Below are 24,572 nucleotides of genomic sequence, written 5' to 3'. Positions count from 1 at the left end.
AGGAGATCCGGGCCGGCGGCGGCCGGATCTCCTGAACGACGAAGGATGCCCGCGTCCTTCGCGACGGAGGTGAGCTGCCGCACGAGGTCCTGCCACTCCCGCACCCGCACGAAGTTCAGGAACTCGCTGCGGCAGCGCCGCCGGAACGCGGAGGAGGAGAGGTCGCGCCGCTGCTGCTCGAGATGGTGCCAGAGCCGCAGCAGCGCGAGCAGGTCGCTCGTCGGGTCGCTGAAGCGCGCGTGGGCCTGATCGGCCTCCGCCCTCCGGTCCGCCGGTCGCTCCCGCGGATCCTGCACCGTCAGCCCGGCGACGATCGCGATGACGTCGGCGGTCACGCCGTGGCGCTTCGACTCGAGCAGCATGCGCCCGAACCGCGGGTCGACCGGGAGGCGGGCGAGGTCCCGCCCGATCCGGGTCAGCTCGGGCTGCCGGTGCTCCTGCAGCGCGCCGAGCTCGCGGAGCAGGTCGAGGCCCGCTTTCACGCCGCGCGAGTCCGGCGGGGTGAGGAAGGGGAACGCCTCGATGTCGCCGAGCCCGAGGGAGAGCATCTGCAGGATGACCGCCGCGAGGCTCGTGCGCAGGATCTCCGGATCCGTGTACGCGGGCCGGCGCTCGAAGTCCTCCTCGGCGTAGAGCCGGATCGCGATGCCGTCGCTCGTGCGCCCCGCCCGCCCGGAGCGCTGGTTCGCGGACGCCTGCGAGATCGCCTCGATCGGCAGCCGCTGCACCTTCGCGCGGGAGGAGTACCGCGAGATGCGCGCCGTGCCGCCGTCGATCACGGCTCGCACCCCCGGCACCGTGAGGCTCGTCTCCGCGACGTTCGTCGCGAGGACGATCCGCCGGTCGAGACCCGGGGTCGTGCTCCGCTCGAACACGCGGTGCTGCTCGGCGGCGGAGAGACGCCCGTACAGCGGCAGGACCTCGGTCGGCCTCGTGCGGCCCGCGTACCGGCCCCGGAGGGCGTCGGCCACGTCCCGGATCTCGCTCTCGCCGGACAGGAACACGAGCACGTCGCCGCCCGGGAGGTCGCGCTCGAGCTCGTCGAGCGCCTCCTGGACCCCCGTGACGAGGTCGCGGTCCTCCGAGCCGCCGGGATCCGGGTCGTCCTCGTCGTCGCCGGCGTCCTCCACCACGAGGGGTCGGTACCGGATCTCGACCGGGTAGGTGCGCCCCGAGACCTCGACGATCGGGGCGGGCGTCCCCTGCGCGTCCGCGAAGTGCGCGGCGAACCGCTCCACGTCGATCGTCGCCGACGTGACGATCACCTTCAGGTCGGGGCGGCGGGGGAGGAGCCGCTTCAGGTACCCGAGCAGGAAGTCGATGTTGAGGCTGCGCTCGTGGGCCTCGTCGAGCACGATCGTGTCGTAGCGGCGGAGCTCCCGGTCGCGGCGGATCTCGGCGAGCAGGATGCCGTCCGTCATGAGCCGGATGCGGGTGTCCGGCCCGGAGGTGTCGGTGAAGCGCACCGAGTAGCCGACGAGGCCCCCGAGCGGCACGTCGAGCTCCTCCGCGATCCGCTCGGCGATCGTGCGCGCGGCGATGCGACGCGGCTGCGTGTGCGCGATGGCGGTGCGACCGAGTCCGAGCGCGATCTTCGGCAGCTGCGTCGTCTTGCCCGAGCCGGTCTCGCCGGCGACGATCACGACCTGGTGCGCGGCGATCGTCGCGGCGATCTCCTCCCGCACCGCGCTGACCGGCAGCCCGGGCGGGTAGGAGATCACGAGGTCGTCGGCAGGCATGGCATTCCATTTTGAAGGGGTTCCTGTCGGCCCAAGGCCCACAGGAACCCCTTCGAGATGCACGTCAGGCCCGCTGGGCGATGCGGCGCGGCTGCGCGCGGCGGTACTGGACGGGCCACTGCACCTCCGCACCGAGCCGGGCGGCCCACGCCTGCGGGAGGTGCGGGTCGCGGAGCAGGGCGCGCGCCAGCATCACGGCATCGGCCTGACCGGACGCCACGATCGCCTCCGCCTGCTCCGCGTCGTCGATGAGCCCGACCGCGTTGACCGGCACGCCGGTCGCCGTCCGGACCGCGGTGGCGAGCGGCACCTGGTAGCCCGGGCCGACCGGGATCCGAGCCCCGGCGACCACCCCGCCGCTCGACACGTCGAACCAGTCCGCGCCCGCCTCGGCGGCCCAGCCGGCGACGGTCTCGGTGTCCTCGATCGTCCAGCCGCCCGGGGTCCAGTCGGTGCCGGAGAACCGGACGAGCAGCGGCACCGTGTCGCCCACGCTCGCCCGGACGGCGCGGATCACGTCGAGCAGCAGGCGTGCACGGTGCTCCAGCGGACCGCCCCAGGCGTCCGTGCGGTGGTTCGCGAGCGGGGAGAGGAACTGGTGCAGCAGGTAACCGTGCGCCGCGTGCAGCTCGATCACGTCGAAGCCGGCGTCCACCGCGCGGCGGGCGGCCGCCACGAAGTCGTCGACCACCCGCGCGATGCCCGCCTCGTCGAGTGCGACGGGCGCGGCGTAGCCCTCGAACGCCTCCGCGGACGGGGCGACGGTCGTCCATCCGCCGTCCTCGAGCGACTGCGAACCCTGCCCGAGCCACTCCGGATAGGTCGATCCCTTGCGGCCGGCGTGGGCGAGCTGGATCCCCGCGAGCGAGCCCTGCGCGTGGAGGAAGGCCACGATGCGTGCGAGCGCGTCGCGCTGCTGGTCGTTCCAGATGCCGAGGTCCCAGGCGGAGATGCGGCCCTCCGGGCTCACCGCCGTGGCCTCCGTCAGCACGAGCCCCGCGCCGCCCTGCGCGAAGGCGCCGAGGTGCACGAGGTGCCAGTCCGTCGGCATCCCGTCCCGCCCCTCGGCCGAGTACTGGCACATCGGGCTCACCCACAGCCGGTTCGGCACGGTCAGGGAGCGGATCCGGACGGGCTGGAAGAGTGCGGAGCTGGTCACGGAGGGATCGACCCGGGAGGCGCCGCGCGTATTCCGCTCGGCGCATCAGTCCGCCGCTTCGTCGGCGGACGTTCAGGAGAAGATCAGGTCAGGCTCAGGGGGTATCGGGATGCTGTGAGCCGTCTGGAAAGGACGGAATCCGCAATGGGCACCCTTTGGTTCATCATCACCCTGATCGTGGTGGGTCTGATCGCCGGCTTCATCGCCCGGGCCGTGGTGCCGGGGCGACAGCACATGGGCATCGTCGCCACGATCGTCCTCGGCATCATCGGCTCGTTCGTCGGCGGCCTGATCGGGTCGCTATTCTCGGGCGGCGGCTTCACGATCTCGCCGTCCGGCATCATCCTGTCGATCATCGGCGCGATCATCGTGCTGCTGATCTACATGTTCGTGCAGCGACGGTCCGGCCGGACCGTCTGACCCACCCCCCTCGAGAGCGCTCCGCCCGGATCGGGCGGGGCGCTCTCGTGCGTCGTACGGCGGACGGTGACCTCGCGCCCTCTCCTGGTCGCGGTCGTCGCGGAGGCGGCGGGCGGCGCCTTCCCATCCGGAGCCGGTAGAGAGGGGGCATGAGCAACAGCACCCCGCAGGGTCCCGGTCCCGAGTTCGGCAGCGGCCCCGACGCGTCCCCGGTCGACGAGGACGAGGCCGTGCAGCAGGCGATGGACGAGGAGTCGGCGCAGGTCGACCGCGAGCAGGACCCGGACCTCATCGACATCAGCCGCAACGAGGGGCCGGAGCTGACGACCGACGTGGACGACGTCGACGCGGGCTGATCAGGCGCGGGGTGCGGGGGTGGTCTCGAGGCTCGCTCCGCTCGCACCTCGACCACCGGGGGTTGGCGGGGTGAGGAGGGCACATGGCGGAACGGCTGCGTGATGCCGTCAGCCCGTACCTGCGCTCGCACGCGGACAACCCGGTCGACTGGTACCCGTGGGGTCCGGAGGCGTTCGCGGCCGCCCGGGAACGGGACGTGCCCCTGCTCGTCTCCATCGGCTACGCGACCTGCCACTGGTGCCACGTCATGGCCCGCGAGAGCTTCAGCGACCCGGATCTCGCCGCCCGCCTGAACGCGGGCTTCGTGGCGATCAAGGTGGATCGGGAGGAGCACCCCGAGGTCGACGCCGCATGCCTCGCGGCGGCGGGCGCCTTCACCTCGGCGCTCGGGTGGCCGCTCAACGTCTTCATGACCCCGGAGGGGCGGGTGTTCCACGCGGGCACGTACTCGCCGCCCCGGCCGCTCGCGGGCCATCCGTCCTTCCGGCAGGTGCTCGACGCCGTCGCCGAGGCGTGGCGGGACCGGCGCGGCGAGGTCGAGGCCTCCGCGGCGGGGCTCGACGCGGCGCTCAGGGAGGCGGCCGCGGCGACATCCCCGGAGGTCCCGCTGACCTCGGACCTCCTCGCGCGGGCGGTCGACGAGCTCGGCCGCGCGGAGGACCGGCAGCACGGCGGGTTCGGCGGCGCGGCCAAGTTCCCCGTCGCACCGCTCCTCCTGGCGCTCATCGCGATGCGCACCTCCCCGCTGCTCGACGACGCCCACCGCGCGACCGCGGGCGGACTCGCCGACCGGGCCCTCGGCGCCATGCGGGGAAGCGCGCTCCGCGACCCGGTGGAGGGCGGGTTCTTCCGCTACGCCGTCCGGCGCGACTGGACCGAGCCGCACTACGAGCGGATGCTCACCGACAACGCGATGCTCCTGCGGGCGTACACCGAGGTCGGCGACCGGGACGTCGCGGCGGGTGTCATCGCGTTCCTCCGCGACGTGCTGCGGCGCCCGAGCGGGGCGTTCGGGTCGGCGCAGGACTCGGAGAGCGACGTCGACGGGGTGCGGAGCGAAGGCGGCTACTACGCGCTCGACGCCGACGCGCGCCGGGCGCAGCCGCAGCCCGGGGTCGATTCGAAGGTGCTCACCGGCTGGAACGGCCTCGCGATCGGGGCGCTCGCCGCCGCGGGGGTCCGGTTCGGCGAGCCCTCCTGGATCGCGCTCGCCGAAGCCGCCGCGGACGCGGTGCTCGCGGCGAACCGCCGGGGCGGCACGCTGCTGCGGGCGAGCCTCGACGGGCGTCCTTCCGACGCCGTCGCGACGCTCGAGGACCACGGCGCCCTCGCGAGCGGGCTGCTCGAGGTCGCGATCGCCGCCGGGCGCGTCGATCTGGCCGTGATCGCGCGGGAGCTCGTCGACGGGTGCCTGCGGCACGGCCGACTCGTCGCGCCGGCATCGGACCCCGTCCTCACCGCGCTCGGCGTCCCAGGCGGCTCCGACACGAGCGAGGGCGCCGCGCCCTCCGGGCCGAGCGCGATCGCCCGGGCCGCCTGGCTCCTGTTCCTCCTCACGGGTGACGGGGCCTACCGGGAGGCCGCGGCGGCCGGGATCGCGCCGCTCGTCGCGGCTGGCCTCGAGCGGCCGATCGGCTCGGGCGCCCCGCTCGCCCTCGCGGTCGCGATGGCCGCGCCGGTGCGCCAGGTGGTCGTCGTGGGGGAGGTCGGGGGTCCGCTCGCCCGTGCGGCCGCCGCCGTGCCGGCGGCGATCACCGCGGTCGTCGATGAGGCGACGGCGCGGGCCTTCGCGGCGGCCGGGTTCGAGCTGTTCGCGGGACGCACCACCGCGGACGGGCGCGCCGCCGCGTACGTCTGCGAGGACTTCGTCTGCCGGCTCCCGGTCACCGATCCGGCGGCGCTCGGCTGAGACCCGCTCGGAGGCGCGGCTGCCAGTCTGGGCCGATGCCCGACATCCCCCTCCTCGCCGGCCAGGACGGCGCCCGCATCCCGGCCATCGGCCTCGGCACCTACGACCTGCGCGGCGCGGACGGTGTCGCCGCGACCCGCACCGCGCTCGACGCGGGATACCGGCTGCTCGACACGGCCTTCAACTACGACAACGAGGGCGCCGTGGGGCGTGCGGTCGCGGAATCGGCCGTGCCGAGGGACACGATCGTGTACTCGACGAAGCTGCCCGGTCGCTACCACCGGCACGACCTCGCGCGGCGGGCGATCGAGGAGAGCCTCTTCCGCAGCGGGCTCGACCGTCTCGATCTCGTGCTGATCCACTGGCCCAACCCCCGCGTCGGGCTCTACGCGGAGGCCTGGCGGGCGCTCGTGGAGGCGCGGGCCGACGGCCTCGTGTCGATGATCGGCGTCTCCAACTTCCTCCCGGAGCACCTCGACCGGATCATCGGCGAGACCGGGGTGACGCCGGTCGTGAACCAGATCCTCGTGCACCCGTACACGCCGAACGACGCCCTGCGCGCGGCCAACGCCGAGCGCGGGATCCTCACCGAGGGGTACTCGCCGCTCGGGAAGCACACGGACCTGCTCGCCGATCCGGTCGTCACGAGGATCGCCGTCGCGCACGGGGTCTCGGCGCGCGTCGTGCTGCTCGCCTGGTCCGTCGCGATCGGTGTCATCCCGCTGCCCAAGTCGGCGAGCCCCGCGCGCCAGGCCGAGAACCTCGACGTCTTCGGTGTCGAGCTGTCCGCCGACGAGGTCGCGGCGCTCTCGGACCTGGGTCGCGCGGAGGGCGCCGATCCGAGGACCCACGAGGAGTTCTGAGGACGGTCCGGGCCCGATTCCGTAGCGTCCGCGCGCATCCGGTCGCTCGGCGCTGGGAGAACGCCCACTGCGCCTTCCTCCGGATCCGGCCGCGCTCCTAGCGTCCGAGCCATGACCCCTGCCCGGGGGTCACGGCGCCCCCGTCGGGGCGCCGACGCTCGTCCCTTGAGGAGCACCACCCCATGTTCGGAACCAGATTCCTCGGCCAGGTCGTCGATCGGAGCGCGGAGACCGCCGTCGACCGCCGCAAGCTCCTCACGATGGCCGGCATCGCCGGCGCAGGAGCCGGCGCGGCCGTCCTCGGCGCGGCGGCCCCCGCGTTCGCGGCCACCGATCACGACCGCGACCACGACCACGCGGGAGGGATCAACGACGGCTCGATCCTCAACTTCGCGCTCAACCTGGAGTACCTCGAGGCCGAGTTCTACCTCAGGGCCGCGACCGGGAGCGGCCTCCCCGATGACATGACGACGGGACGCTGCGACCGCGGCTGGGTCACCGGCGGGCACCGCGTGCCCTTCCGCACGAAGGCGCTGAGGAACATCGCGAACGAGATCGCGAAGGACGAGAAGGACCACGTCGCGTTCCTCCGGAGCGCGCTCGGCGGCGCGAAGGTGTCGCGGCCCTCGATCGATCTGCGGACCAGCTTCACCGCAGCCGCCACCGCGGCGGGCGTCATCAAGAAGGGGCAGACGTTCGACCCGTTCGCGAACGAGCAGAACTTCCTCCTCGGCGCGTTCCTGTTCGAGGACGTGGGCGTGACCGCGTACAAGGGCGCGGCGCCGCTCATCACGAGCAAGACCTATCTGGACGCCGCAGCCGGCATCCTCGCGGTCGAGGCGTACCACGGCGGCATCATCCGCAGCGCGCTGTACGCGGAGGGGTACGAGAACCCGAGCGTCTACGGGACGGTGCAGAAGCTGTCCGACGCCCGCGACCTGCTCGACGGCCCCGGCGACGACGACCAGGGCATCGGGAACCGCGACGTCTCGAACCTCGTCCCGGCCGACGGCAACAGCATCGCGTACAGCCGCACCCCGGGGCGGGTGCTCGACATCGTCTACCTCAACCTGTCCGGCAAGCCGGCCACGAAGGGCGGCTTCTACCCGCACGGGGTCAACGGCACGATCCACGTCAGCGCCTGAGCGCACGGCGCGGCCCGGCCGGTGTCCCGGCCGGGCCGCACCGCGTCAGGCGGTCACGTGCCACTGCCCGTCGCGCAGGCGGTTCGCCAGCACGAACGCGGCCGCGACGATCAGGAGACGGACGATCAGTCGCTTCATGCGCGTCACGCTACGTCCGGAGCCTTCGGCTCCGCCGAGCGGTGCGGTGTGTCAGCCGGACCGGTCTACTGCTCCCGGTGCGGGGTGGCGGTGAGCTCCACCGGCTGCTTGAGGGCGGCCAGCCTGGCCTCGATCTCGGACTGGGTGCCGAGGTCCTCGAGGCTCTCGAACTGCTTGTCGAGGCTGTCGGCGGCCAGCTCCTGCTGACCCAGCACCTTCGCCTCCTCGCGACGGACCTTCTCCTCGTAGCGGCCGAGCTCGCTCGTCGGATCCATGATGTCGATCGAGCGCATCGCGCCCATCACCTGCGTCTGCGCCGCGGCGGTCTTGGACCGGGCGACGAGCTCGTTGCGCTTCGCGCGCAGCTGGTCGAGCTTCGTCCGCATCCCGGAGACGCCCTCCTTGAGCTTGTCGACGACCTCCGTCTGCGAGGCGATCGTCGGCTCCGCGTCCTTCGCCTCCTTCTCGCTCTGCAGCTGCTTGCCGATCGCGACCTTCGCGAGGTTGTCGAACTTGTCGGCGTCGGCCGTGTTGCCGGCCGCGCGGAGCTCGTCCGCCTTGGTCGACGCGGCGAGGGCCTTGCGGCCCCAGTCGGCTGCCGCGTCGACGTCCTCCCTGTGGTCCTGCTCGAGCATGCGGAGGTTGCCGATCGTCTGCGCGACCGCGTCCTCCGCCTCCGCGATCGAGTTCGTGTAGTCCCGGACCAGCTGGTCCAGCATCTTCTCCGGATCCTCGGCCTGGTCGATGAGCGAGTTGATGTTCGCGCGGACCAGGGTCGAGATGCGGCCGAAGATCGACTGCTTCACCATGTGCGTTCCTTCCGTCGGGTTGTCGTGCCGTGCTCGTGTCCTGGGCGGGTCAGAACGAACCGCCTCCGCCGCCTCCGAAGCCGCCGCCGCCTCCGCCGCCGAAGCCGCCACCCCCGCCGCCGCCGAAGCCGCCGCCTCCGCCGCCCCAGCCGCCTCCGCCCCAGCCGCCGCCACGATCGCCGCCGGCGAGGATCCCGCCGAGGATCCCGCCGAGCACGGCCCCGCCGAAGGCGCCGTTGCCGCCTCCTCCGCCCCAGCCGCCTCCGCCCCAGCCGCCGTTCCGGAAGTCGTCGATGTACCGCTGCGCGTGGCCGATCGCGTCGTTCGCGAGGGAGAGCGCGTCCTGGGCGGCCGTGAGCGCCTCCACCGGGTCCGACTGCTGCAGGGCGTGCGCGCGGTCGAGCTCGCGCTGCGCCTCGCTGAGCCGGGTGCGGGCCTCGCTGCGCACGCCGCCCCGGCGGTTCTCGATGTACCGGCGGGCGTCCCGCACCGCCTGGTCGGCGGACTCGAGGGCGCGGGGCAGGGTCGCGACCGCGCGGCTCTGCCGCTGCTGCCGATCGCGCACGGGCGCCAGAGCCCGGTCCAGGCGCCCGTTCGCCTGCTCGACCGTGGACAGCCCGGCGGGCGGCGCCTGCAGATCGGCGGCGTCGAGCGCGGCCCGCGCAGCCGCGACCGCCGACACGAGCTCCTTGTCCTTCGACCCGGTGCGCTCCGCCTCCGCGATGTCCTTCCTCGTGTCCTCGACGGCGGCGTCGAGCTGCCGCTTCACGGCCATGAACTCGGCGGGAGCGGACACGATGCCATCGAGCAGCGACCCGGCCTGCGCGAGCGCCTGCTGAGCGCTGCGGAGGGCCACCGCCCCGCCGCCCGCGTTCGTGGCGCCTTCGCTGCCCGCGTCGCCGAGCGCGTGCCTGGCCAGCTTGAGGAGGTCGTCCGCCTGCTGCAGGTCGTCCGCGGCGCCGCGGACGGCGTCCGCGCCGAACCGGGTCCGGATGACCTCGAGCGCCTTCGCCGCCTCCGCCGATCTCGCCGTGAGCCGCTGCAAGGTGTCGGACGCGGCCGGGACGGCCGTCGGCAGCTGCTGCTCCAGCTTCCGGAGGTCGTCGAACGCGGACTTCTGGTCCGCGAGCACCTGCTCCGCCTCGGCGCAGAGCGCGATGATCCGCTCCGTCAGCTCCCGCTGCTGCGCCGGCGTCTCGGGCACGTCGTCGTCGAGCTGCTGCCGGATCCTGAACGCCTCCTGCGCCCGCTGCTTCGCGGCCGCGAGCGCGTCGCCGAACGGCTTCGCCGCGGCGTCGCCGAACTCCGCGACGGCGAACCCCAGCTCCTGGTCGCTCGTCGTCAGGTCGTCGTCGAGCGCGATGAGCGCGCGGCTCGCCTGCTGGTCCAGCGTCTTCTGATCGACGGGCGGTGGCCCGACCGCCGTGGCGCCGCCGCCCGCCGTGACCGCCTGCCTGGAGCGCCTGCGCAGGACCACGACGACGATGACGACGACGACGATGAGCGCGACGAGGAGGAACAGGGTGATGAAGCCGCTGCTGATGCCTCCGCCGCCGGACTGCGCCTGCTGGAGCCCCTTCGCGAACGCCGTCGCGCCACCGGCCCAGTCGTTCTGCTTGAAGCGCGGCACCAGGTCGTTCGTCGCGACCTGATCGAGGGCGGACCGGTCGAGCGGGAAGTCGTTCGAACGGGCGATGCCGTAGTTGCGGTCCTGGGTCGCGACCGCGAGCACCACGACCTTCGTGGACGAGTCGCTCTGCTGCGCCGTGGCGATCGCCCAGCTCTGCCGGTCCGTCGGGTTCTGGAACGTCTTGACGAAGACGATCCGCAGGTCCGACCCGGTCGACGAGTCGTACGACTCGATCGCGTTCCGCACCGTCGTCTGCTCGCTCGAGGACAGGACGCCGGCCTCGTCGACGAGCTGCTGCGACCCGAGCGCGACGGGCGACTCCGCCCAGGCCGCCGAGGCCCCTCCGATGGTGAGCAGCCCGGCGACGACGAGGCCGAGGGTCACGCGGTGCAGTCGCATCCGTTCCTCCTGGATCACCGGATCGTAGTGGGCGCGCCCGCGCACCGGATGTGCCGATGGTCTGCACCGGATGAAAGGATCGATGCGGACGAGGAGGTCGGTATGCGGTTCCCGGAGGGGTTCGTGCTCGGCAGTGCGACGGCGTCGTACCAGATCGAGGGGGCGGTGGCGGAGGACGGCAGGACGCCGTCGGTCTGGGACGTGTTCAGTCACACGCCCGGCCGCACGTACGGCGGCGACACGGGTGACGTCGCCGACGACCACTACCACCGGCTCGACGAGGACCTCGACCTGATGGCGTCGCTCGGGCTGCACGCCTACCGCTTCTCCGTCGCGTGGCCGCGGGTGGTGCCGGAGGGGCGGGGCGCCGTGAACCGGGCGGGCCTCGACTTCTACGGCCGGCTCGTGGACGGCCTGCTCGAGCGGGGCATCACCCCCGTCGCGACGCTGTACCACTGGGACCTGCCGCAGGTGCTCGAGGACCGCGGCGGCTGGCGCGTCCGGGAGACCGCGGAGGCGTTCGCCGAGTACGCGGGCGCGGTCGCCGAAGCCCTCGGCGACCGGGTCGACACCTGGACGACCCTCAACGAGCCGTGGTGCGCGGCGTTCCTCGGCTACGCCGCCGGCGTGCACGCCCCCGGCGCGACCGACCCGCTCGCCTCCCTCCGTGCCGCCCACCACCTGAACCTCGCCCACGGGCTCGGGGCGCAGGCGGTGCGGGCGGTGCTGCCGGACGCGAAGGTGTCGGTGACCCTGAACCTCCACGTGTTCCGGCCGGAGGGGGAGACCGGGCCCGAGGCGGCCCGCCGGCTCGACGCGGTCGGCAACCGCGTGTTCCTCGGCCCGATGCTCGAGGGCGCCTACCCGGCCGACCTGCTCGAGGACACCTCCGCGATCACGGACTGGTCGTTCGTGCAGGACGGCGATCTCGAGGCCATCCGGCAGCCGATCGACGTGCTGGGCGTGAACTACTACTCGACCTCGCACGTGCGGCTGCGCGATGCGCCCGCCGAGCCGGAGCCGTCGCCGTGGACCGGTGCCGACGTCGTCGAGGTGCTGCCGCCCGAGGGCCCGCTCACGGACATGGGCTGGAACATCGATCCCGCCGGTCTCACGGACCTGCTCGTCTCGCTCCACGAGACCTACCCGGACCTGCCGCTGATGGTCACCGAGAACGGAGCCGCGTTCCCGGACGTCGTGGAGGACGGGGCGGTGCACGACCGCGATCGGATCGACTACCTCCGCCGGCACCTCGCGGCCGCGCAGGACGCGATCGCGCGCGGCGCGGATCTGCGGGGCTACTTCGTGTGGTCGCTGATGGACAACTTCGAGTGGGCGCTCGGCTACTCGAAGCGGTTCGGCATCGTCCACGTCGACTACAACACGCTCGAACGCCTCCCGAAGGACAGCGCCCGCTGGTTCGCGGAGCTGATCCGCACGGGCGACCTCCCCGACGCCTGACTTTGCTCACGCTTCTGGACGCCGCAACGCCCCGGCGGCGTCCACAAGCGTGAGCAAACCCGGGGGTGTGGAGAACCGGAGGCGTGCATCCTGCCGCATGGGCACGATGCTCGCCATGGCCGAGCCCCGACCGCTTCCCGACGACCTGCAGCACCGAGCCTTCAGCCGCGCCGACGCCGAGCGCGCCGGCGTGGGGCAGGGACGGCTGCGGCGTCGGGACATCCGTCGGCCCTTCCACGGCGTGCAAATCGTCAGCTCCTTCGGCACGCTCCGCGAGCGCTGCACCGCGTACCGGGTCCGCATGAAGCCCGGTCAGTCCTTCAGCCACCAGACCGCCGTCCTGCTCCAGGGGCTGCCGCTCGCCCGCGCATTCGAGGAGGAGCTCGACCTGCACGTCGCGGTCGTGATGCCCGGCCGGGCTCCGACGACCCGTGGCGTGGTAGGGCATCGGATCCGCATCGCGCCGCCCGTCGTCGATCTCGGGGGACTGCCGGTCGTGCGGATGGACGAGGCGTGGGCGCAGATGGCGCCGCTCCTCGCCGTGGACGAGCTGATCGAGCTCGGTGACGCGGTGCTGTGGGCCGATCGCGAGCTGCTGGACGCGATGCGGGCCGCGGCGCACGTCCCGTATCGACCCGCAGGCGACCGGTTGCGGAAAGCGCTGCGTGAGATCCGTCGCGGGTGCGCCAGCCCCGGTGAGACGCGGGTCCGCCTCCTGCTCACCCGGGCGGGAATCCGAGAGCCGGAGCTGAATGCGGAGGTGTACCTGCCCGGCGAGGTCGTGCACCCCGACCTCATCTGGCGCGACCGCATGGTCGCCGTCGAGTACGAGGGTGGCGACCATCTCGAGCGCGAGCAGTTCCAGTACGACATCCAGCGGTACGAGCGGATGCGCGAGCACGGCTGGACCGTGATCCGGGTGACGGCGGACCAGCTCCGCGGGCCGCGGGCTTCGGCGCTCATCCGCCGGGTGAAGGCCCTCGTCGGCTGACTTCGCTCACGCTTCCGGACGCCGCAACGCCCCTGCGGCGTCCAGAAGCGTGAGCAAAGTGGGTCAGGAGGGGAGGAGGAGGCGGGCCAGCGGCGCCAGGAGGTCGCCGAGGGCGGCGGCCTCCGCCGTGGTGCACCACCGCAGCTCCTCGATCTCCGCGCGGGGCTCCACCGCGGCGGCCGCATCGGCGCTCAGGGGCAGACGGAACACCGCCGCCTCGAGCCGATGCCCCGGCTCGTTCGCCGCCTCGGTCGTGAACGGGCCGAGCGGGACGAGCGCCGCCTCGGGGACGTCGAGCCCCACCTCCTCGGCCAGCTCGCGGACCAGCGCGCCCGCGGGTGTCTCGCCCGGCTCGGGCTTGCCGCCCGCCTGCATGAACCGGTCGGTGCCGCGCTTCCGCACGAGGAGCTGCCGGTCCTCCGGGTCCGTGACGAGCGCCGCCACCACCCGGATCACCCGGTCGCTCACGCGCCCTCGAGGGCCGCGAGCAGCGGCTCGAGCGAGGACTCGAACCGGATCATGGCGGCCCCGCGCCCGGACAGGAAGCCCTGATCGACCATGTGCGTCACCAGCTCCCGCATGGGCGACCAGTAGCCCAGCACGTCGAGGAACCCGCACGGCTTCTCGTGGTAGCCGAGCATCGCCCACGACCACTGCTCGACGATCTCCTCGAGCGTCCCGGCGCCGCCGGGGAGCGCGACGAAGACGTCCGCGAGCTCGGCCATCATCGCCTTGCGCTCGGCCATCGTCTGCACGACGTGCAGCTGCGCCAGATCGGGGTGCGCGAGCTCGGGGCCGATCAGGGCCTCCGGGATCACCCCGATCACCGTGCCGCCCGCCGCCAGTGCTCCGTTCGCCACCGCCCCCATCAGTCCGGTGCCGCCCCCGCCGTAGACCACGGTCATGCCGCGTCCGGCGAGGTCGCGACCCACCGCGGCCGCGGCCTCCAGGTGCCTCGGGTCCACCCCGTCGCGCGCGCCGCAGAACACCGCCACCGCCTTGATCACCCGTTCCGTCACGCGGCGCATCGTAGGCGAGGTTCGTTTCGCGGCCCGGCGTCGGACCGGCCTGCCAGGCTGGTGGGGTGACGGGACGGCGGGCGGAGGCGGTCTACCTCGCCGGCGCCATCCCCGTCCGGCTCGTCACGAACGGCGCCGGGGTGGCGCTCGCGCTCGCGGCGGCGACCCGCCTCGACAGCGTCGCCGTCGGCGGCCTGCTGATCGCGGTGCTGAACGCCCCCAGCGTCGTCGCGGCGCCCGTGATCGGCGCCCTCACGGACGCGGTGCGGTCCCCGAAGCGCTTCATGCTCGCGGGCGCCGCGGTGCTCGCCGCGGCGCTCGCCCTCGCCGCCTTCGTCGGCACCGTGCCGCTCGCGGTCGTCGTGATCGCGCTCGCGGCCGGCGGCTGCGCGGTCCCCGTCTTCATCGGCGGCCTGTCCGCCTGGGTGGACGAGGCCATGCCGGGGGACCACGCAAGGGGCTTCGCGGTCGACGCCCTCAGCTACAACATCGCGGGCATCGCCGGCCCCGCGATCGTGGCAGGCATGAGCGCCCTGCTCACCGCGACCGGCGCGCTGCTCGCGCTCGCGGGCGTGATGCTCGTCGGCGGCCTGCTGCTGCAGTTGCTCCCGATCTCCGGCCGCGGCGGTGCCGCCGATCCCCGCTCGCTCGTGCGCGGCGTGGCGAGGGCGACCCGGCACCTCGTGACGCACGGTCCGCTCGCCCGGGTCGTGGTGGCGGGCGCGATCGTGCAGCTGGGCGGGGGCATGATGCCGGTCGTCGCCGTGCTGCTCGCCGTGCATCGCGGGCTCCCGCAGAGCGCGGGCGGTCTGCTGCTCACCGCGTTCTCGATCGGCGGCGTCGGGGGCGCGCTGCTCGTCGCGGTCCCCGCGGTCACGGCCCGCATCGCCGTCGTGCCGCCGCGGCGGATGATGGCCGTGAGCTTCGCCGCGACCGGGGTCCTCACCCTGCTCGCCGCGCTCAGCCCGACCTTCCTGCTCGCGGCGATCGCGCTCGGGGCCTCCGGGCTCCCGGACGCCACCGGCGTCGCGTCGATGCTGCGGCTGCGGCAGGAGGAGAGCCCGCCCGACGTGCGGGCGCAGGTGTTCGTGGTCGCCGCGGGCACCCGTGCGGTCACCGCGGCCATCGGTGCCGCGGTCGCGGGCGCGGTGTCGGGGCTCGACCCGTCGCTGCTGCTCGGCCTCGTCGCCGTGCCGTGGCTCGCCGCCGCGCCGATCCTGCTGCTGCACCTCCGCCGGCCGCGGGACGGGGCGGAGCAGGCGGCTACGCCGGCCGGATGACGCGGGCCCGCAGCAGCAGCACGTAGAGCCGGCAGCCGAGGCAGAACCCGAACACCGCGTTGAGGAACGCGGCCGCGAACGCCAGCGCGGCGCACACGACGAGGGCGGGGAGGACGCCGAAGGCGCCGAGCGCGACCCCGACGAACGAGATGACGAAGCCGACCCCCTGCGCGAACGTCGGCGGTGCGGCGTCCTCCAGCTCGGCGGGCGGCCCGAGTCGGGGCCGCACCGCGGCGCGGAACAGCAGCCCGTACGGATGCCGCCCGATCCCGGCGAACGCGCCCCAGGCGAACAGGAGGCAGATCGCCGCGAGCAGCACCGTCGCCGCGACGCCCCTGCCGGTGAGGGCGAGGAACAGGTCGACGAGCAGCAGCACCGCGGTGATGCCCGCGCCGAAGCGGGGGCCCCGAGGATCGAGCGGGGGACGATCAGTGGACACGGGAGCCTCCCAGGACGGTCTCGAGCTCGGTCTCGAGCGCCTCCGGCCGCGGTGCGCCGCCGATGCGCGCCCGGACGCGGTGTCCCGCGTCGAGGAGCAGGGTGGTGGGGGTCTGGAGCACGCCGAAGCGGTCGGCGACCTCCGGATGGCGGGCGAGGTCCACCTCGAGGTGCTCGACGCCCTCGTGCCGGCCTGCGACGCCGCGGAGCAGGCGGGCCGTGCCGGGGCACTGCGCGCACGTGGGCGTGGAGAACTGGACGAGGGTCGCGCGCGTCCCGAACGGCGCCACCCCGCCGAGGTCCGCGGGCGCGATGCGCTCCGCCGAGCCGGCCACGGCGCGCCCCGCACGGGCGCGGAGCACCACGCCGACGGCCGTGGTCAGCGCCACGAGCACGACGAGCACGAGCAGGGCGAGCAGCGGGGACACGGCGTCCACGGTACGGACCCCGCGGCGCGCGTCCCGCCTCCATGACGCTCCATGACGGGCGCCCGTAGCCTGCGGGCATGCAGGCGAGCAGCACGAGGGGGTGCGCGTGACCGCGCTGGCCGGCCCGGTGGCGGCCCGCGCCGAGCGGCCGGTGCTCGCCGTCGACCGGCGGCGGCTCCGGCGCCGTCGAGCGCTGCGCCGCGGTGCGGGCACGGGCATCCAGGCGGCCCTGATCGTGCTCTGGTGCCTGCTGCCCGTCTACTGGATGGTCGCCGCGTCCCTCCGGCAGCCGGGCGAGGTGTACTCGACGTCGCCGTTCCCCGCGGACCCGACGCTCGCGAACTACGTCGACGCCTTCGATCCGTACGCGCTGCTGCTGCCCGGCCTCGTCCACAGCTTCGGGATCGCGGCGCTCGTCACCGGCATCGTGCTCGTGCTCGGCGTGTCGGGCGGCTACGCGCTCGCCCGCTTCCGGTTCCCCGGCCGGGGCGTCGTGACCGGTGCGGTGCTCGCCGCCTCGATGCTCCCGGGGGTCACGCTCCTCACCCCGCTCTTCGCCTTCTTCTCGACGATCGGCTGGGCGAGCACGTTCCAGGCGCTGATCATCCCGTACATCGCGCTCTCGATGCCGTTCGCGGCATACACGCTGCAGATCTTCCTGCGGGACCTGCCGTGGGAGCTCGAGGAGGCGGCGCGCGTCGACGGCTGCAGCCGGTCGCGGGCGTTCGTGTCGGTGATGCTGCCGCTCATGGCGCCCGCGGTCGTGACCGTCGCGCTGCTGACGTTCATCGCGAACTGGAACGAGTACCTCGTCGCATCGGTGCTGTCGGTCCAGCCGACCATCACGGTCACGGTCGTCGTGGCGAACTTCAGCGCCGAGCTCACCGGCGGTGGCGCGACCATGGCGGCCGGGGTGGTGGCCGCCGGCCCCCTCGTGCTGCTCGTGCTGCTCTTCCAGCGCCGGATCACGTCGGGCCTCACCGCGGGCTCCGTGAAGGGCTGATCGCCCCGGCCTCCCGGCCGGCGTGGCAGGGTCGAGGTCACCTGACCCTCGAGGAGGAGCGTTGGACGCGGATGTCGTGGTGGTCGGAGGCGGCCTCGCCGGGCTCGTCGCGTGCGCCGAGCTCACCGCCGCGGGGCGGCGGGTGGTGCTGATCGAGCAGGAGAGCGCCGCGAACCTCGGCGGTCAGGCGTACTGGTCGTTCGGGGGCCTGTTCCTCGTGGACAGCCCCGAGCAGCGCCGGTGGGGCATCCGGGACTCGGCGGAGCTGGCCTGGCAGGACTGGCGGGGCAGCGCGCAGTGGGACCGGCTCGAGGACGAGGACCGGTGGGGCGCCGCCTGGGGCGAGGCCTACGTCGCGTTCGCGGCGGGGGAGAAGCGGGACTGGCTGCGTCGGCAGGGGATCCGGCTCACGCCGCTCGTCGGGTGGGCCGAGCGCGGCGACGGCCGCGCGGGCGGCCACGGCAACTCCGTGCCCCGCTTCCATCTGCCGTGGGGCACCGGGACGGGCGTGTCCGGGCCGTTCGCCGCACGGGCGCTGGCGGCCGCGGAGGCGGGCCTGCTCGAGCTGCGGTTCCGGCACCGCGTCGACGGCCTGCTCGTGCAGGACGGCGCCGTGGTCGGGGTGCGCGGCGCGGTGCTCGCGCCCGACGACGCGCCCCGAGGCGTCGCGTCGAACCGGGACGTCGTCGGGGAGTTCAGCTGCACCGCGCAGGCCGTGGTGCTCGCGAGCGGCGGCATCGGCGCGGACCACGACCTCGTGCGAGCCATGTGGCCCGAGCGGCTCGGCACGCCGCCCAGCCGGATGCTGACCGGCGTGCCCGCGCACGTCGACGGCCGCGTGCTCGGCATCGCGGAGGCCGCAGGGGCGCGGGTCGTCAACAAGGACCGCATGTGGCACTACACGGAGGGGGTCGCGAACTGGGACCCGATCTGGGCCGGCCACGGCATCCGGATCCTGCCCGGCCCGTCGTCGATGTGGTTCGACGCGCTCGGGCGCCGGTTGCCCGCGCCGGGGCTGCCCGGGCACGACACGCTCGGCACGCTGCGCCTCCTGCGCACCGATCCCGACATCGCCGGGTTCGACCACTCCTGGTTCGTGGCGTCGCAGCGCATCGTCGAGAAGGAGTTCGCACTCTCCGGCTCGGAGCAGAACCCCGACCTGACCGGCAGGGACCGGCGGATGCTGCTGCGCACGCGGCTCGGGCGCGGGCCGACGCCGCCGGTCGCGGCCTTCGAGCGGCACGGCGCCGACTTCGTGGTCGCGGACGATCTGCGCTCGCTCGTGGCGGGGATGAACCGCATCGCCCCGGAGGCGCCGCTCGAGCTCGGGCCGCTCGAGCGGCAGATCCGGGAGCGTGACGCCGAGCTCGCCAACCCGTTCACGAAGGACCTGCAGCTGCACAGCATCCACAACGCGCGCCGCGCGCTGAGCGACCGGTTCACCCGGGTCGCGACCCCGCACCGCATCCTCGACCCGGCTGCCGGCCCGCTCGTCGCGGTCAAGCTGCACGTGCTCACCCGGAAGACGCTCGGCGGCATCCAGACCGACCTCGACGGCCGCGTGCGCGGCGCGGACGGGGCCGTGCTGCCCGGCCTGTACGCGGCGGGGGAGGCGGCCGGCTTCGGCGGCGGCGGCGCGCACGGCTACAACGCGCTCGAGGGCACGTTCCTCGGCGGCTGCCTGTTCACGGGGCGCGTGGTGGGCAGGAGCCTGGCCGCGGCGCTCTGACACCCGGACGCCGCAGCGGGCGCGGACCTCCCGCCGACGGCGACGCACCGCTATGGTGCGGGAGTTGGACGACCGTCCAACTCCGTGACCAGGAGGCGCCATGCGGCGGATCGCGGTGCAGGAGCGGCGCGCGACGCTGCTCGCCGCCGCGCTGCGGGTGATCGCGAGGGACGGGATCGGCCGTGCCTCGACCCGCGCCATCACGGCCGAGGCCGGCATGCCGACCGCGAGCTTCCACTACGTCTTCGACTCCTACGACGACATGGTCGAGCAGCTCGTCGCGTCGATCCTCGCCACGCAGACGACGGCGGTCGCCGAGGCCGTGGTCGAGGCGGCGGGGCTCCGCGAGTACGTCGTCGGCGCGCTGCTGGGCTGGCTGGACCGGGCGGAGGCGGATGCGGAGGCCGAGCTCGCGCTGCTCGACATCGTCGCCTGGAGCCGCTCAGCGCCCGCCCTGCGGCACCTCGCCGTCGCGGTCTACGAGCAGTACGCCGCCGCGATCGCCTCGTTCGTCGAGGCCGCGGAGGCGCGCTTCGGCGCCCGCTGGAGAATCCCCTCCTGCGACGTCGCCCGGTTCGTGCTCGTGCTCACCGACGGGGTGGCCGCCAGGTGGTCCGTCGACCGCGACATCCCCGCAGCGCGCCGCGCGCTCGCCGTGGGCGCCCAGGCGCTCATGGCCCTCACCGCGGAGGTCGTCGCATGATCGCCGTCGAGCCGCGCACCAGGGTCGGTGCCTCCTGGGTGACGGGCTTCGCGCTGGCCTGGCTCGGGGTGTGGCTCGCGCAGCTCACGGTGATCCAGTTGCTCCTGCCCGATCAGGTCGCGGCACTCGGCGCCGCGCACGGCTTCATCGACACGATCGTCCGGTTCGGCTGGATCTCCGCCGTCGCCGGCGTCGCCGCGCTCGTCGCGTTCCCGGTCGTCGGTGCGCTGTCCGACGCCACGGTCTCCCGGTTCGGCCGCCGTCGCCCGTGGATCGCGCTCGGCACCGCGGCGTTCGCGGCGGGCCTGCTGCTGCTGGGCGCCCAGCACAGCGCGATCGGGGTCGGCGTCGCCTGGTCGATCGCGCTCGCGGGCTTCGCCGCGGTGTCGTCCGCGCTCACCGCGCTGATCGCCGACCAGGTGCCGGTCGGCCAGCGCGGGCTCGTCTCCGCCTTCGTCTCCGTGCCGCAGGCGGCGGGGACGATCCTCGGGCTCGTGCTGGTGGAGGCGCTCGCGCTCAGCCGCTTCGGCTCCTACGCCCTCGTCGCGGTCGTGCTCGTGGTGCTGGTGCTGCCGCTCCTCGTGCGCCTGCCCGACCCGCCCGCGACCACGGCGTCCCCGCGGCTCCGCATCGGCGGCATGGTCGCCTCCCTCTGGATCGACCCGCGGACGCACCCCGACTTCGCGTGGACGCTCGCGGGCAGGCTGCTCGTGAACCTCGGCAACGCGCTCGGCACCAGCCTGCTGCTCTACTTCCTCGCCGACGGCCTCCACGACCGGCAGGCCGCGAACGACCTGATCCCGCTCGTCCTCGTGTACCTCGTCGCGCTGATCGTCGCCAGCCTGCTGGCCGGGCGGGCGAGCGACCGGAGCGGCCGGCGCCGGGTCTTCGTCGCGGGCGCGGCCGTGCTGCAGGCCCTCGCCGGCCTGCTGCTCGCCCTCGTGCCGGCGTACGGGGCCGCGCTGGTCGGCGCGGCATTGCTCGGTGCCGGGTACGGGGTCTTCCTCGCGGTCGATCAGGCGCTCGCCACCCAGGTGCTGCCGGATCCGGCGGACCGGGGCAAGGACCTCGGCATCATGAACGTCGCGCTCGCGGTGCCCCAGGCGTTCGGACCGATCGTCGGCGCCGCGCTGATCGCGCTCTCCGGCGGCTTCGCGGCGCTGTTCGTGGGCGCCGGGGTGCTCTCGGCGCTCGGCGCGCTCTCCGTCGCCCGCGTGCGAGGTGTCGCGTGATCGCGCTCGACCCGCCGCAGGCGACCCCGTGGACCGATCCGGCCCGGTTCTGGCCGGGCGTGCTCGCGGCGACCGCCGCTCTCGACGCGCCGTTCGGCGTGCTCGAGCTCGACGCGCTCGCCTTCAACGCGCACGACCTCGTGCGGCGCGCTGCTGGCAGGCCGATCCGGCTCGCGACGAAGTCGCTCCGCGTCCGGGAGGCGATCGAGTCCGTCCTCGCGCTGCCCGGCTGGCGCGGGGTGCTCGCCTACTCCCTCCGCGAGGCGCTCCGGCTCTCCACGACGATCGACGACATCGTGCTCGGCTACCCCACGGTCGACCGCGCGGCGATCGCGGCGCTCGCCGCCGACGAGCGCGCCGCGGCCCGGATCACCCTGATGGTCGACTCGGTCGCCCAGCTCGACCTCGTCGACGCGGTCGTGCACCCCGCCGCCCGCCCGGTGCTGCGGGTCGCGCTCGATCTCGACATGAGCATCGACCTGCCGGTGCTCGGCCACCTCGGCGTGCGGCGCTCGCCCCTCCGGGACGCCGCCGCGGCCATCGCGCTCGGGCAGGAGATCGCGATGCGGCCGGGGTTCCGGCTCGTCGGCCTCATGGGCTACGAGGCGCAGATCGCCGGCGTCGTCGACCGGTACGGGGCGAACCGCGTCTACGAGCGGGTCATCGCGGGCGTCAAGCGCCGGTCGGCGCAGGAGGCGTTCGCGCGCCGCGAGCAGGCGGTCGCCGGGCTGCGCCCGATCGCGGACCTCGAGTTCGTGAACGGCGGCGGCACCGGCTCGATCGAGGCGACGATCGACGACGGCTCGGTGACCGAGCTGACCGCGGGCAGCGGGCTGTTCGGCGGCCACCTGTTCGACCGGTACCTGGCGTTCCGGCCGGCCCCGGCCGCGTCCTTCGTCCTCGCGGTCGTCCGGACGCCCGCGCGCGGGATCGCGACGCTCGAGGGTGGCGGGTGGATCGCCTCCGGCCCGATCGGGCCCGACCGTCGGCCGCTGCCCGTCTGGCCGGAGGGACTCGCGTACGAGCCGCGCGAGCAGGCGGGGGAGGTGCAGACCCCGGTGCGGGGCGGCGCCCTCCGCGTGGGCGACCGGGTCGTGCTGCGGCACACGAAGTCGGGTGAGGCCGCGGAGCGGCTCGCCCGGTACCACCTCGTGCGGGCGGGGCGGCTGGAGGGGGCGTGGGCCACCTACCGGGGCGAGGGGGAGACCTACACGTGAGCGAGCGCACCTGGACGAACTGGGGCAGGACGAGCCGGTCGACGCCGGCGGAGGTCGTCCGGCCCCGGTCCGCGGACGGCGTCGCACGGGCCATGCGGCGCGCATCCGATCGCGGTCTCGCCGTCCGGCCGGTCGGGTCGGCGCACAGCTTCACGGCGCTCGCGCGCACCGAGGGGATGCTGCTCGAGACCCGCGGGCTCGCGGGGCTGCGCGGTCTCGACCGCGACCGCGGCCGGATCACGGTGGGCGGCGGCACCACCATCGCGGCCGCCGCGCGGCTCGCCGACCGCTTCGGCCTCGCGTTCGAGAACCTCGGCGACATCGACCGGCAGACGATCGCGGGCGCGATCGCCACGGGGACGCACGGGACGGGCGCCGCGTTCGGGCCGATCGCCTCCCGGGTCGTCGGGCTGCAGCTGGTGACGCCCGCCGGCGAGGTGCTCGACCTCGGCGAGGACGACCCGCTGCTGCCCGCCGCGCGCGTGTCGCTCGGCGCGCTCGGCGTCGTCACCGCCGTGACGCTGCAGTGCGTCCCGGCGTTCGGGCTGGCGGCCGAGGAGCGCGCGGAGCCGCTCGAGTCCGTCGTGGCGGGGTTCGGCGACCGGGTCGCGGCGGCCGACCACGTCGAGTTCTACTGGTTCCCGGGCACGCGGCTCGCGCTGACGAAGACGAACACCCGCATCCCGCTGGAGGAGGTGGGGCCGCGCGGCTCGCGCCTCCGCCGCCTGGTGGACGACGAGCTGGTGTCGAACGGGCTGTTCGAGCTCACCTGCAGGGCGGGACGCCGCGCGCCTGCGCTCGTGCCGACGATCAACCGGATCGCGGCGCGGACCGTCGCCGAGCGGCGCTACACCGCACCGTCGCACGACGTGTTCACCTCCCCGCGGCGGGTGCGGTTCGCGGAGTCGGAGTGGGCGGTGCCGCTCGAGGTGCTGCCGGAGGCGTTCGAGGCGTTCCGGTCGGCGCTGCGACGCAGGGGGTTGCGGGTCTCCTTCCCGGTCGAGGTGCGCGCGGCGGCGGCCGACGACTCCGCCTGGCTCAGCACCTCCTTCGGCCGGCCGACGGGCTACATCGCCGTGCACTGCTACCACCGGGATGTGCGGCGCGAGTACTTCCGGCTCGCGGAGCGCGTCTTCCGCGGCTTCGACGGGCGTCCGCACTGGGGCAAGCTGCACACGCGGGACGCGGCGGACCTGCGGACGCGCTACCCGCGCTTCGACGACTTCCTCGCCGTCCGACGCCGGCTCGACCCCGGCGGCCTGCTCCGCAACGCGCACCTCGACCGCGTGCTCGGCTAGCGCAGGCGGGTCGGGGAGGCGACCGTGGCGCCCGCTGCGGCGAGCGCGGAGGCGCCGAGGACCGCGATCGTCGCCCCGCCGCTACCCGCCGCACCAGCGAGCACGCCCGCGACCGCCGTCCCGGCGCCGATCCCGACGCCGAAGGCGCTGATCACCCACCCGTTCGCCTCCGTCAGGGCCCCCTCCGGGGTCGCCCGCGCCGTGATCGAGAACACCTGCGTGAGCAGCGGAGGGAGGGTCAGGCCGGCGACGTAGGCGCCGACCAGCCACAGCACGGGCGTCAGCCCGAACACCGAGGTCGGCAGGTAGAGCGCGGCCAGCAGCAGGAGGAGGACCCGCAGCGACCGCTCCGGCGCCGAGCGCAGCGGGAAGCGGGCGACGAGGAGCGCCCCCGTCAGCGCGCCTCCTGCGTTGAACGCGAGCGCCCAGCCGTTCAGCGCCGGGACGCCGCCGAGGGTCGCGAGCCGCGCGGCGCTGATCGTGAGGACGCCGATCGGCAGCCCGGCCGTCACCTGCGCGACCAGCAGGGTCCGCACGGCCCGCGTGCGGAGCGCCGAAGGGTGGTCGCCGGCGTGCGCGGCCGGAGCCGGGACGGGACGGAGGAGCCGGTGCGCGCAGAACAGCCCGGTGCCGACGAGCCCGGCGGCCGCCATGACGAGCACGCCGCCCGTCGCGCCGAACGCCGCGGCCGCCCCCACCGCGAGCAGTGGGCCGAGGATGAAGAGCACCTCCTGCGCCGCCGCATCGGCGCTGAAGAGCCGGGCGAGGGACCGGCCGCCGGCGATCCTGGGCCACAGGCTGCGGAGCGTCGGCTCGAGCGGCGGGAACGCGAAGCCCGCGACGAGACTGCAGGCGAACGCGGCCGCCGGGACGGCCGTCACGAGCGCCGCGAGCCCGAGCAGCGCCGCGGTCGAGAGGGCCGCGGCGCCGACCAGCACCGCGCGTGGCCGGCCGGAGCGGTCCACCATCCGCCCGAGCAGCGGCGTGCCGACCGTCGACGCGATCACGTAACCGCCGCTCAACGCGCCGGCGAACGCGTAGCCGCCCCCGCTGTCCACGACGATGCGGACGAGCGCAAGCGCGCTCATCGCCTGCGGCAACCGGCCGAGCAGCGAGGTGGCGAGCAGCGAGGTGATGAGCCGGGGCGGTGCGGCGGTCGTCTCGGGGGCTCCGGTCACGCGTCGAGCCTCGCAGGTCCGGTCCGC

Annotated in this window: 23 protein-coding genes; 14 read left to right on the top strand and 9 right to left on the bottom strand. The window is 74.4% G+C overall.

The annotated features are described in order from the left end of the window. On the bottom strand, positions 1–1,739 hold a 1,739-nt coding region (gene hrpA, locus ACTHLI_RS00650), incomplete at its 3' end, for an ATP-dependent RNA helicase HrpA (protein WP_440180734.1). Between the two features lie 64 nt (positions 1,740–1,803). Then, on the bottom strand, positions 1,804–2,898 hold the full coding sequence (locus tag ACTHLI_RS00645) for an NADH:flavin oxidoreductase/NADH oxidase (RefSeq protein WP_440180733.1): 1,095 nt from the start codon (positions 2,896–2,898) through the stop codon (positions 1,804–1,806). Positions 2,899–3,042: 144 nt separating this feature from the next. Here ACTHLI_RS00645 and ACTHLI_RS00640 point away from each other — a divergent pair, with 144 nt between their 5' ends. The 5 genes from ACTHLI_RS00640 to ACTHLI_RS00620 all read left to right on the top strand — a co-directional run bounded on the left by ACTHLI_RS00640 (position 3,043) and on the right by ACTHLI_RS00620 (position 7,592). Then, the gene (locus tag ACTHLI_RS00640) at positions 3,043–3,318 is read left to right on the top strand and encodes a GlsB/YeaQ/YmgE family stress response membrane protein (RefSeq protein ID WP_440180731.1); all 276 of its coding nucleotides are present in this window, start codon (positions 3,043–3,045) and stop codon (positions 3,316–3,318) included. Positions 3,319–3,467: 149 nt separating this feature from the next. Beyond that, complete coding sequence (locus tag ACTHLI_RS00635) at positions 3,468–3,674, top strand: hypothetical protein (RefSeq protein ID WP_440180729.1); 207 nt, start codon at positions 3,468–3,470, stop codon at positions 3,672–3,674. A gap of 83 nt (positions 3,675–3,757) precedes the next feature. Continuing rightward, positions 3,758–5,584, top strand: a complete 1,827-nt coding sequence (locus ACTHLI_RS00630) for a thioredoxin domain-containing protein (protein WP_440180727.1) — start codon at positions 3,758–3,760, stop codon at positions 5,582–5,584. A 35-nt stretch (positions 5,585–5,619) separates the two neighbouring features. Beyond that, entirely contained in the window at positions 5,620–6,447 is an 828-nt protein-coding gene (locus tag ACTHLI_RS00625; RefSeq protein ID WP_440180725.1) for an aldo/keto reductase, read from the top strand. 182 nt (positions 6,448–6,629) lie between these two features. After that, positions 6,630–7,592, top strand: coding sequence for a ferritin-like domain-containing protein (locus tag ACTHLI_RS00620; protein ID WP_440180723.1), 963 nt, complete (start codon positions 6,630–6,632; stop codon positions 7,590–7,592). 203 nt (positions 7,593–7,795) lie between these two features. On the opposite strand, the gene ACTHLI_RS00615 is transcribed toward ACTHLI_RS00620, so the two are convergent. Continuing rightward, positions 7,796–8,539, bottom strand: a complete 744-nt coding sequence (locus ACTHLI_RS00615) for a PspA/IM30 family protein (RefSeq protein ID WP_440180721.1) — start codon at positions 8,537–8,539, stop codon at positions 7,796–7,798. Positions 8,540–8,588: 49 nt separating this feature from the next. Next, positions 8,589–10,568, bottom strand: coding sequence for a TPM domain-containing protein (locus ACTHLI_RS00610; protein WP_440180719.1), 1,980 nt, complete (start codon positions 10,566–10,568; stop codon positions 8,589–8,591). 102 nt (positions 10,569–10,670) lie between these two features. On the opposite strand from ACTHLI_RS00610, the gene ACTHLI_RS00605 reads away from it, so the two are divergent. Together ACTHLI_RS00605 and ACTHLI_RS00600 are read left to right on the top strand one after the other, a co-directional pair. After that, positions 10,671–12,029 carry a GH1 family beta-glucosidase gene (locus ACTHLI_RS00605; RefSeq protein ID WP_440180717.1) on the top strand — a complete coding sequence of 453 codons (1,359 nt, stop codon included), beginning with the start codon at positions 10,671–10,673 and terminating at the stop codon, positions 12,027–12,029. Between the two features lie 115 nt (positions 12,030–12,144). After that, on the top strand, positions 12,145–13,020 hold the full coding sequence (locus tag ACTHLI_RS00600) for an endonuclease domain-containing protein (protein WP_440180715.1): 876 nt from the start codon (positions 12,145–12,147) through the stop codon (positions 13,018–13,020). A gap of 63 nt (positions 13,021–13,083) precedes the next feature. On the opposite strand, the gene ACTHLI_RS00595 is transcribed toward ACTHLI_RS00600, so the two are convergent. Continuing rightward, positions 13,084–13,488: an NUDIX hydrolase gene (locus tag ACTHLI_RS00595; protein WP_440180713.1), complete on the bottom strand. Its 405-nt coding sequence runs from the start codon at positions 13,486–13,488 to the stop codon at positions 13,084–13,086. Next, on the bottom strand, positions 13,485–14,039 hold the full coding sequence (locus tag ACTHLI_RS00590) for a TIGR00730 family Rossman fold protein (RefSeq protein WP_440180711.1): 555 nt from the start codon (positions 14,037–14,039) through the stop codon (positions 13,485–13,487). Before ACTHLI_RS00590 ends, ACTHLI_RS00595 begins: the two co-directional genes overlap by 4 nt. Positions 14,040–14,104: 65 nt before the next feature. Here ACTHLI_RS00590 and ACTHLI_RS00585 point away from each other — a divergent pair, with 65 nt between their 5' ends. Continuing rightward, positions 14,105–15,319: an MFS transporter gene (locus ACTHLI_RS00585; protein ID WP_440180709.1), complete on the top strand. Its 1,215-nt coding sequence runs from the start codon at positions 14,105–14,107 to the stop codon at positions 15,317–15,319. Here the strand turns inward: ACTHLI_RS00585 and ACTHLI_RS00580 are convergent. Then, positions 15,303–15,758 carry a DUF4395 domain-containing protein gene (locus ACTHLI_RS00580; RefSeq protein WP_440180708.1) on the bottom strand — a complete coding sequence of 152 codons (456 nt, stop codon included), beginning with the start codon at positions 15,756–15,758 and terminating at the stop codon, positions 15,303–15,305. The two genes, ACTHLI_RS00585 and ACTHLI_RS00580, sit on opposite strands and share 17 nt — an antisense overlap. Then, positions 15,748–16,185 carry a TlpA family protein disulfide reductase gene (locus tag ACTHLI_RS00575; protein WP_440180706.1) on the bottom strand — a complete coding sequence of 146 codons (438 nt, stop codon included), beginning with the start codon at positions 16,183–16,185 and terminating at the stop codon, positions 15,748–15,750. The genes ACTHLI_RS00580 and ACTHLI_RS00575 overlap by 11 nt, the downstream gene beginning before the upstream one ends. A gap of 106 nt (positions 16,186–16,291) precedes the next feature. Here ACTHLI_RS00575 and ACTHLI_RS00570 point away from each other — a divergent pair, with 106 nt between their 5' ends. The 6 genes from ACTHLI_RS00570 to ACTHLI_RS00545 all read left to right on the top strand — a co-directional run bounded on the left by ACTHLI_RS00570 (position 16,292) and on the right by ACTHLI_RS00545 (position 23,367). Then, positions 16,292–17,188, top strand: a complete 897-nt coding sequence (locus tag ACTHLI_RS00570) for a carbohydrate ABC transporter permease (protein WP_440180704.1) — start codon at positions 16,292–16,294, stop codon at positions 17,186–17,188. Between the two features lie 61 nt (positions 17,189–17,249). Further along, positions 17,250–18,917, top strand: coding sequence for an FAD-binding dehydrogenase (locus ACTHLI_RS00565; RefSeq protein WP_440180702.1), 1,668 nt, complete (start codon positions 17,250–17,252; stop codon positions 18,915–18,917). A 100-nt stretch (positions 18,918–19,017) separates the two neighbouring features. Further along, positions 19,018–19,620: a TetR/AcrR family transcriptional regulator gene (locus ACTHLI_RS00560; protein WP_440180701.1), complete on the top strand. Its 603-nt coding sequence runs from the start codon at positions 19,018–19,020 to the stop codon at positions 19,618–19,620. After that, entirely contained in the window at positions 19,617–20,852 is a 1,236-nt protein-coding gene (locus ACTHLI_RS00555; protein ID WP_440180700.1) for an MFS transporter, read from the top strand. Before ACTHLI_RS00560 ends, ACTHLI_RS00555 begins: the two co-directional genes overlap by 4 nt. Further along, positions 20,852–22,069 (top strand): alanine racemase, encoded by a 1,218-nt coding sequence (locus ACTHLI_RS00550; RefSeq protein ID WP_440180738.1) that lies wholly within the window; start codon positions 20,852–20,854, stop codon positions 22,067–22,069. The genes ACTHLI_RS00555 and ACTHLI_RS00550 overlap by 1 nt, the downstream gene beginning before the upstream one ends. Further along, entirely contained in the window at positions 22,066–23,367 is a 1,302-nt protein-coding gene (locus ACTHLI_RS00545) for a D-arabinono-1,4-lactone oxidase (protein WP_440180698.1), read from the top strand. Before ACTHLI_RS00550 ends, ACTHLI_RS00545 begins: the two co-directional genes overlap by 4 nt. Here ACTHLI_RS00545 and ACTHLI_RS00540 read toward each other — a convergent pair. Continuing rightward, positions 23,364–24,545 carry an MFS transporter gene (locus ACTHLI_RS00540; protein WP_440180696.1) on the bottom strand — a complete coding sequence of 394 codons (1,182 nt, stop codon included), beginning with the start codon at positions 24,543–24,545 and terminating at the stop codon, positions 23,364–23,366. The two genes, ACTHLI_RS00545 and ACTHLI_RS00540, sit on opposite strands and share 4 nt — an antisense overlap. Between the last annotated feature and the right edge of the window lie 27 nt (positions 24,546–24,572).

Origin of the sequence: Amnibacterium sp., assembly GCF_051956055.1 — a bacterium.
Classification (GTDB): Bacteria; Actinomycetota; Actinomycetes; order Actinomycetales; family Microbacteriaceae; genus Amnibacterium.
This window is presented reverse-complemented; position numbering and strand designations above follow the sequence as displayed.

What these genes read in the sequence shown, in the direction of transcription:
- ACTHLI_RS00640 (WP_440180731.1), top strand. Translation starts at nt 3,043, where the DNA reads ATGGGCACCCTTTGGTTCATCATCACCCTGATCGTGGTGGGTCTGATC.
- ACTHLI_RS00635 (WP_440180729.1), top strand. Translation starts at nt 3,468, where the DNA reads ATGAGCAACAGCACCCCGCAGGGTCCCGGTCCCGAGTTCGGCAGCGGC.
- ACTHLI_RS00630 (WP_440180727.1), top strand. Translation starts at nt 3,758, where the DNA reads ATGGCGGAACGGCTGCGTGATGCCGTCAGCCCGTACCTGCGCTCGCAC.
- ACTHLI_RS00625 (WP_440180725.1), top strand. Translation starts at nt 5,620, where the DNA reads ATGCCCGACATCCCCCTCCTCGCCGGCCAGGACGGCGCCCGCATCCCG.
- ACTHLI_RS00620 (WP_440180723.1), top strand. Translation starts at nt 6,630, where the DNA reads ATGTTCGGAACCAGATTCCTCGGCCAGGTCGTCGATCGGAGCGCGGAG.
- ACTHLI_RS00615 (WP_440180721.1), bottom strand. Translation starts at nt 8,539, where the DNA reads ATGGTGAAGCAGTCGATCTTCGGCCGCATCTCGACCCTGGTCCGCGCG.
- ACTHLI_RS00610 (WP_440180719.1), bottom strand. Translation starts at nt 10,568, where the DNA reads ATGCGACTGCACCGCGTGACCCTCGGCCTCGTCGTCGCCGGGCTGCTC.
- ACTHLI_RS00605 (WP_440180717.1), top strand. Translation starts at nt 10,671, where the DNA reads ATGCGGTTCCCGGAGGGGTTCGTGCTCGGCAGTGCGACGGCGTCGTAC.
- ACTHLI_RS00600 (WP_440180715.1), top strand. Translation starts at nt 12,145, where the DNA reads ATGGCCGAGCCCCGACCGCTTCCCGACGACCTGCAGCACCGAGCCTTC.
- ACTHLI_RS00560 (WP_440180701.1), top strand. Translation starts at nt 19,018, where the DNA reads ATGCGGCGGATCGCGGTGCAGGAGCGGCGCGCGACGCTGCTCGCCGCC.
- ACTHLI_RS00555 (WP_440180700.1), top strand. Translation starts at nt 19,617, where the DNA reads ATGATCGCCGTCGAGCCGCGCACCAGGGTCGGTGCCTCCTGGGTGACG.